Here is a 7,100-nt window from a genome sequence, read left to right on the forward strand (position 1 = left end):
AATCTTTTACATTTTGTTGCCTTTTTTGAACGGATTAAATTTTTTAGATTTGCCTAAATTTATATTTAGGTCAATTGAAATATTCATCCAGCAAAGAGAATTATGTGAAGGCGATCTTTCACATTCAACAGGAGGAGGAAGTGGTGAGTACCAATGCCCTTGCGAAAGCGCTTTCCACAAAACCTGCATCGGTGACCGATATGCTGAAAAAACTGAAGGCGCAGAAGCTTTTGCAGTACCAGCCCTACAAGGGGGTGAAACTTACTGCTGAAGGGAAGAAGGTTGCGCTGCAGATTATCCGAAAACACCGTTTATGGGAACATTTCCTTGTGGAAAAACTGGGTTTTGGCTGGGAAGAGGTTCATGAGATCGCAGAAGAGCTTGAACATATAAGCAGCCGGAAACTGATTGACAGGCTGGATGATTTTTTGGGAAATCCCAAAACCGACCCGCATGGGGACCCTATTCCTGACGCCCATGGCCGGATGCCGGTGATCCACCAGACCAGCCTGCTGGACCTGCCCTTGCACCAGCCGGCTGATATCATAAGTGTCAGTAACCAGAGTACTGCCATGCTTGATCTGCTTAGCCATAACAAGATTAAAATAGGAACCCGCCTGGAGGTCACAAGGAAATTCGACTTCGACAGATCATTAGAGATCCGTATATCGGGCCATCCATTCATAACAATCAGTGAACAACTGGCCGCCAATCTTTTTGTAGCGTATGATGCAACCCCTAAAACATGACGTTTCCCTGAGTGAGGTACATAGTTCGGTTGATACCACCAACCAGAAGGGTTTCTGGAGGAAGATCCTGTCATTCCTCGGACCGGCCTACCTCGTAAGTGTTGGGTATATGGATCCCGGAAACTGGGCCACCGACCTGGCTGGCGGAAGCCAGTTCGGGTACTCATTGTTGTGGGTGCTGCTGATGAGCAATCTCATGGCCCTTTTACTGCAGAGCCTGTCTGCCAGGCTTGGTATCGTCCGGGGACGTGACCTTGCACAAGCCAACAGGGAGACCTACCCGCCCGTGATCAACTTCATGTTGTATATCCTTGCCGAAGTGGCTATTGCAGCCACAGACCTGGCTGAAGTACTCGGAATGGCAATTGGAATTCATCTCCTGACCGGACTACCGCTGATCGCCGGCGTAACCATAACGGTGCTGGACACCTTCCTGCTGTTGTGGCTTCAACGTCTGGGCATGCGTAAAATGGAGCTGTTTATTATCAGCCTGGTCGCCATCGTAAGCATTTCTTTCCTGGTTGAGATCTTGATGGTAAAACCATATTTTCCGGAAGTGGTAACCGGCCTGGTGCCTACCATTCCCAATGATACCGCACTCTATATCGCCATTGGAATCATCGGGGCTACGGTAATGCCTCACAACCTCTACCTGCATTCCGCACTCGTTCAGACCAGGAAGATCAGGTCAGATGATGCCGGCAAGAAAAAGGCTATCAGGATGAATGTGATAGACAGCGCCATTGCGCTTAACCTTGCTTTTTTTGTGAATGCGGCGATCCTGATACTCGCGGCGACTGCTTTCCACAAGACAGGCCAGACCCATGTGGCACAGATCGAAGAAGCCCACCATTTACTTGAGAACCTGCTTGGCAGTAAACTTGCACCTGCGCTGTTCGCCATTGCACTGATCGCTGCGGGACAGAGTTCTACTATTACCGGCACCCTGGCCGGCCAGATCGTGATGGAGGGGTACCTTAGATTGCGTATTAATCCCTGGCTCAGGCGATTGCTTACCCGGATGGTTGCCATCCTTCCTGCGCTTTTTGTAATCTATTACTTCGGCGACGAAGAAGTGGATGCAATGCTGGTATTAAGCCAGGTTATATTGAGCCTGCAATTGGGATTCGCCATAATCCCCCTGATCCATTTTGTGAGTGACACTGAAAAAATGGGAAACTTTACCATCAACACCCGAACACGGATTGTTGCATGGCTGATCGCGGCAATATTGATATACCTGAACCTGCGTATGGTGATCGGGGAAGCCATTCAATATATCAGTAGCAGTAACAACATTTTTATGGATGTCCTGATCATTACAGGCCTTTTGGTACTTGTGGGACTTTTGATAACAGTAACGGTGTATCCGCTACTCAAAAGGAGGCGTAAGCCCGTTGCCGTGGCCATACATGAGGATCTCAGGCCACTGGAAATCTCTGCACCGGAACCGTATGAGCGGGTCGCCATAGCGCTCGAATTCAGCCAGCACGACAGTAAACTGATTTCCCATGCCATTGCGCAAAGCAAACCGGGCGCGACAATAATCCTGATCCATGTGGTTGAAAGTGTAACCGCGAAGTTATATGGGCCTGCAAGTGAGGATATGGAAACCAGGCAGGATTCCCGCCAGCTGGAATACTATGTGCAGGAACTTAATTCAAAGGGATATATGGCACTGGCCAGGTTGGGCCACCAGCAACGACAGTCGGAAATAGTCCGGATTACCCGTGAGGAAAATGCAGGATTACTGATTATGGGCGCGCATGGTCACAAGGGCATGGAGGATATTCTTTACGGTGACACAATCAACAAAGTGCGGCATGCACTGCGTATACCTGTTCTTGTGGTTCATGTATAGACCTACTTCTGCTTCAAAAGGTGTTTCAGGCGGCTGAAAGTCTCCGGTTTGATGTTAAGGTAAGAAGCAATGTATTTCTGCGAAACCCGTTGCAGCATGTCGGGGTGTCGTTTCACGTACTGCAGAAACCGCTCCCTCGTGGTAAGCCGGAGATGCGCCAGGTCACGGAGGGATTTCTTAACATACATCTCCCCTATCATGAGCCGGGCCAGCTTATTGATTTCGGGCATTTCCACATATAATTTCTGCAGGTCGTCGTATGTTATGGACAGAAGCACGGAAGGCTCAATTGTCTCGACAAAACAGTCCGATGGCGTCTGGGTATGGAAGGAAAGCTCGGCATGAATAAAATGACCTTCAGTAGACAGTTGCAGGGTGATCTCTTTCTTCCCCGCTACTACATATTTGCGGGCTACCCCTTTCAGAATGAAATTAAAATACTGGTCAATTTCACCAGGCCTTACCACAATAGTTTTCCGGTCGAAATTGCGGACAGAAAAGTATCCCGACAACTTCGCAAAAGACTCACCCGACATACCAGTATATGCATGAATGTACTGGTATAACGATTGAATAGCGACCTCATATTTTTTCAGTCCCTGCTGAGGCATTTTGTAATGTTACGGATTTTCAGACTCCACAGCAACCTGTTTTTTGTAACGGCTGAAGGTTTCCGGCTCAATATCGAGGAGGGAGGCCAGGTATTTCTGGGGCACCCGGTTCATAAGACCGGGCTTCTCCTGGCAAAGCATAGTGAATCTTTCTTTTGGCGGCTTGATCATTCTTGATATATCCCAGCGTTCTTTGTACAGCATCCATTCCAGCGTGATCAGCCTTCCCATAATTTCAAAGTTGGTGCTGTTCTGGAACAGGCTTTCGAGAGACGACTTGGTCATGAATGCCAGGGTGGAAGGCTCCATGGTCTCCAGAACAAAGTCTGAAGGCACCCCTGACAGGAAGGATACGCTTGAAGACACCAGGTCTCCCTCAGAACTGAGCTGAACGGTTACCTCTTCCCGGCCCTTCAAAAAGTACTTCCTGACCAGTCCTTTCTGAATAAAGTAAACATGCTGTTCCATGTCACCAACCCGGGTCAGGACCTGCTTTGGCGAACAGGTCATGATCTGGAGATGCTGGTGGAACAGCTTTCTCTCCTCATCGGTGAGCGTTACAAAACGCGAAATATATGAATATGCGTCTTCGGCCATATTAGGTCAATTAGTGCAAATCTAATACAAACGTACATCTGACATTTTTAGCATTTGTTTTTTTCTTCAATTACCTTAGGTTTGCAGACTTGCATCAAAAAATTAGCCAACAATGAGCACAAAGAAAATTAAAGTAACCAACCCTGTCGTAGAATTGGACGGTGACGAAATGACACGGATCATCTGGCAATTCATTAAAGACAAACTGATTCTCCCCTACCTGGAGCTGGATATTAAATATTTTGACCTTGGCATTCAGCACCGTGATGAAACCGGTGACCAGGTAACAATTGATGCAGCAAACGCAATTAAACAGTATGGAGTAGGCATCAAATGCGCGACCATCACCCCTGATGAGGCACGCGTAAAGGAATTCAACCTGCAGCAGATGTGGAAAAGCCCGAATGGCACAATCAGGAACATCCTGGATGGTACTGTGTTCCGTGAGCCTATCGTAATAAATAACATTCCAAGGCTGGTGACAAACTGGACTGCGCCGATTATTGTTGGACGTCATGCGTTCGGTGACCAGTATCGCGCAACAGACACCGTTATTAAAGGAAAGGGAAAGCTGACAATGACCTTCACCCCGGAAGACGGCGGACCGGCCCAGACCTTCGAAGTATACAATTTCAAAGGTGATGGTGTTGCGATGACTATGTACAACACTGAAGAAAGTATCAGGGGCTTCGCGCGCAGTTGCTTTAACATGGCACTGAGCAAGAAATGGCCATTGTACCTGTCCACCAAAAACACCATCCTCAAAAAATATGATGGCAGGTTCAAGGATATCTTCCAGGAGATCTTCGACAACGAATTCAAATCTTCGTTTGATGCTGCTGGAATTGTATACGAACACAGGCTTATCGATGACATGGTAGCCAGTGCTTTAAAATGGAACGGAAACTTCGTATGGGCCTGTAAGAATTATGACGGAGACGTACAGAGCGACACCGTTGCGCAGGGATTCGGTTCACTTGGACTGATGACTTCTGTCCTGATCACCCCCGATGGCAAGATTATGGAGGCAGAAGCTGCCCACGGTACCGTTACCCGTCACTACCGCGACCACCAGGCGGGCAAACCGACCTCGACGAACCCGATAGCTTCCATCTTTGCATGGACGAGAGGACTTGCGTTCCGCGGCAAGCTTGACGGCAACCAGGAGCTGATCGACTTCTGTAACTCCCTGGAAGCAGTATGTATTGAAACAGTTGAAAGTGGCAAGATGACAAAAGACCTGGCAGTATGTATTCACGGTAACAAAGTGAAGCACGGAGAGAATTACCTGAATACTGAAGAGTTCCTCGATGCAATCGATGCCAATCTTCAGACGAAAATGGCTGGTAAGTAGAAGTTAGATATTTATTGATTCAAATAAAAAGCCCGGCAGGAGAATTTCAGCCGGGCTTTTGTATTTTACAGGTATCAGTCCTTTTTATTTCCAGAGCTTTTAATATCGCTCATTCGCCTTTTTTGTAATTCTGCCTGCTGTAATGCCACCTGTCTTCTCTTCTCACGTGCCATCCTGTTTTCGGCGCTGTTTCCCTGCATAGGCTGCCTGCTTACAGCGTTTGACTTATCGGGATGGATGATGGTTTTCGATTGTGCATATATGTTGGCTGAGGCAAAGATGCACAGTAACAAAATGCAGGATTTTATGATTCTCTTCATATAAAAAGTTTAATTAGTAGATGATTATTTTACACTCACCAATACATTGATTTTACCAACCTGGGCACCACTAAAGTCCTGGAGCGCCTTACCAAGTACCTGGCCAACTTTTACCTTGTCCGGGTCAGCTTTCATAGCGACACCGGAAATTGACGAGGTTACGAGAAGGTCTCCTCTTTTAATGGCACCGCCTTCGAGACAAACTTTAGTAGGGAGAACACCGATCACACCCATAGGCACTCCTTTATCAAGTTCACTGTTTACTGCATCTTCTTCAGTAAGGAGCACACCTGGTCGGGTCGCAAACACACCTGACACAAGGGTTGAATAGGGGCGGCTCGATTTTACGACCTTTCTGTCGCTATCGGTAGAGATCTCGAGAACATCACCAGGCTCATAGGTAGAAAGAATGCCTTCCACTTCAAAATACTCAGCGACGTCTGCACCACCGACCTGGATGTTATTATTAAAGAATCCCTTTCCTGTCCTGTCAATCCTCGCAACATTCGTATTTCCGTTCTGGAAGATTGCAATATTTCCACTTCCGGTGTTCGCCAGCCGGGCTACCAGCGCGGTTCCATTTTCTGCACCACTGTTGATATTCGCCTGGGCAAGTACGCCGATCCCTCTGCCGGAAATACCTTCCACACCAGCATATGTACCAAAGTTATTACCAACCAACGCTGCATTCGCTGCACTGGTTGTCATGGCAACGATCGCTTCACCACCGTTGTTGTGTTCAGCACTGATCACTACTGCGGCGGGGTTATAAGCCCTTCCCATAATCCCATGATCTATTTGCGCATCGATTTGAATACCCACGCTACCGACATTATCGATAATCAGGGAGGGAGTAGTATTAAAGTTATTCATGTTGTAGATCATCATGGCCGATGAATTTTCACTCATTGCCATCATAGCATACATGTTGGTACTACGTGTATATAAGCCGACACCATCTTCACTGGAGGCAAACATACCTGTTCCAAAACCACTGGATCCCCATACACCGATAGAGTTATCAGTGGAGATACCGGAAATAGCCGAAGCCGTACCAGATCCAAGCAGATCTGTATTAGTGACTTCAAAAAGATTCGTACCGGTACTGCCTGATCCGGCATAAGGAAGAGTAAAGCTACTTCCACCGCCACTTTCATTAGCAGGCGCCCATTGTGTACCATTGAATTTCAACACCTGCCCTGCCGTAGGGGAACCCAATGAAAGCTTGGCAGAAGTAATTGAGTTATTGGCAACTTTTGCAGTGGTAACAGCATTATCTGCAAGTTTAGCTGTTGTCACATTTGCATTAAGGATTTTTACCGTAGTAACTGCATCATCTGCAAGCTTAGCAGTAGTAATGTTGGCGTCAAGCACTTTCGCTGTAGTTACTGCATTGTTGGCCAGTTTAGCATTGTCTACCGAAGTATTTGCAAGCTTGGCGTTAGTAACCGCACCGTCAGCAAGCTTCGCTGTAGTGATGTTGGCGTCAAGCACTTTCGCTGTAGTCACCGCATTTGCTCCAATGGTGGGGTTGGGATAGGTACCCGTCAGGTCACCACCTGCAGTTCCGCTCACCGGTAATGAAGTTGGGATTACACCTGGAGCCAG

At 47.5% G+C, this 7,100-nt stretch carries 7 protein-coding genes; 3 read left to right on the plus strand and 4 right to left on the minus strand.

What is annotated here, in order from left to right:
* Positions 1 to 74 precede the first annotated feature (74 nt).
* The gene (locus OI18_RS23250; protein WP_039144695.1) at positions 75 to 749 is read left to right on the plus strand and encodes a metal-dependent transcriptional regulator; all 675 of its coding nucleotides are present in this window, start codon (positions 75 to 77) and stop codon (positions 747 to 749) included.
* Positions 727 to 2,610 (plus strand): Nramp family divalent metal transporter, encoded by a 1,884-nt coding sequence (locus OI18_RS23255; RefSeq protein WP_152616957.1) that lies wholly within the window; start codon positions 727 to 729, stop codon positions 2,608 to 2,610. The genes OI18_RS23250 and OI18_RS23255 overlap by 23 nt, the downstream gene beginning before the upstream one ends.
* A gap of 2 nt (positions 2,611 to 2,612) precedes the next feature.
* Here the strand turns inward: OI18_RS23255 and OI18_RS23260 are convergent, their stop codons facing one another.
* Both OI18_RS23260 and OI18_RS23265 read right to left on the minus strand, forming a co-directional pair.
* On the minus strand, positions 2,613 to 3,221 hold the full coding sequence (locus OI18_RS23260) for a Crp/Fnr family transcriptional regulator (protein ID WP_052273523.1): 609 nt from the start codon (positions 3,219 to 3,221) through the stop codon (positions 2,613 to 2,615).
* 9 nt (positions 3,222 to 3,230) lie between these two features.
* Positions 3,231 to 3,818: a Crp/Fnr family transcriptional regulator gene (locus OI18_RS23265; protein WP_039144698.1), complete on the minus strand. Its 588-nt coding sequence runs from the start codon at positions 3,816 to 3,818 to the stop codon at positions 3,231 to 3,233.
* Positions 3,819 to 3,930: 112 nt separating this feature from the next.
* Here OI18_RS23265 and OI18_RS23270 point away from each other — a divergent pair, with 112 nt between their 5' ends.
* Positions 3,931 to 5,172, plus strand: coding sequence for an isocitrate dehydrogenase (NADP(+)) (locus OI18_RS23270; protein WP_039144702.1), 1,242 nt, complete (start codon positions 3,931 to 3,933; stop codon positions 5,170 to 5,172).
* A gap of 74 nt (positions 5,173 to 5,246) precedes the next feature.
* Here OI18_RS23270 and OI18_RS23275 read toward each other — a convergent pair whose 3' ends face one another.
* Both OI18_RS23275 and OI18_RS24105 read right to left on the minus strand, forming a co-directional pair.
* Complete coding sequence (locus OI18_RS23275; RefSeq protein WP_039144703.1) at positions 5,247 to 5,492, minus strand: hypothetical protein; 246 nt, start codon at positions 5,490 to 5,492, stop codon at positions 5,247 to 5,249.
* A 24-nt stretch (positions 5,493 to 5,516) separates the two neighbouring features.
* Positions 5,517 to 7,100 (minus strand): pentapeptide repeat-containing protein (locus OI18_RS24105; protein WP_160290288.1); only part of this gene is annotated, 1,584 nt, incomplete at its 5' end.

This window comes from Flavihumibacter solisilvae (genome assembly GCF_000814475.1).
In the GTDB taxonomy this organism is placed as follows: Bacteria; Bacteroidota; Bacteroidia; order Chitinophagales; family Chitinophagaceae; genus Flavihumibacter; species Flavihumibacter solisilvae.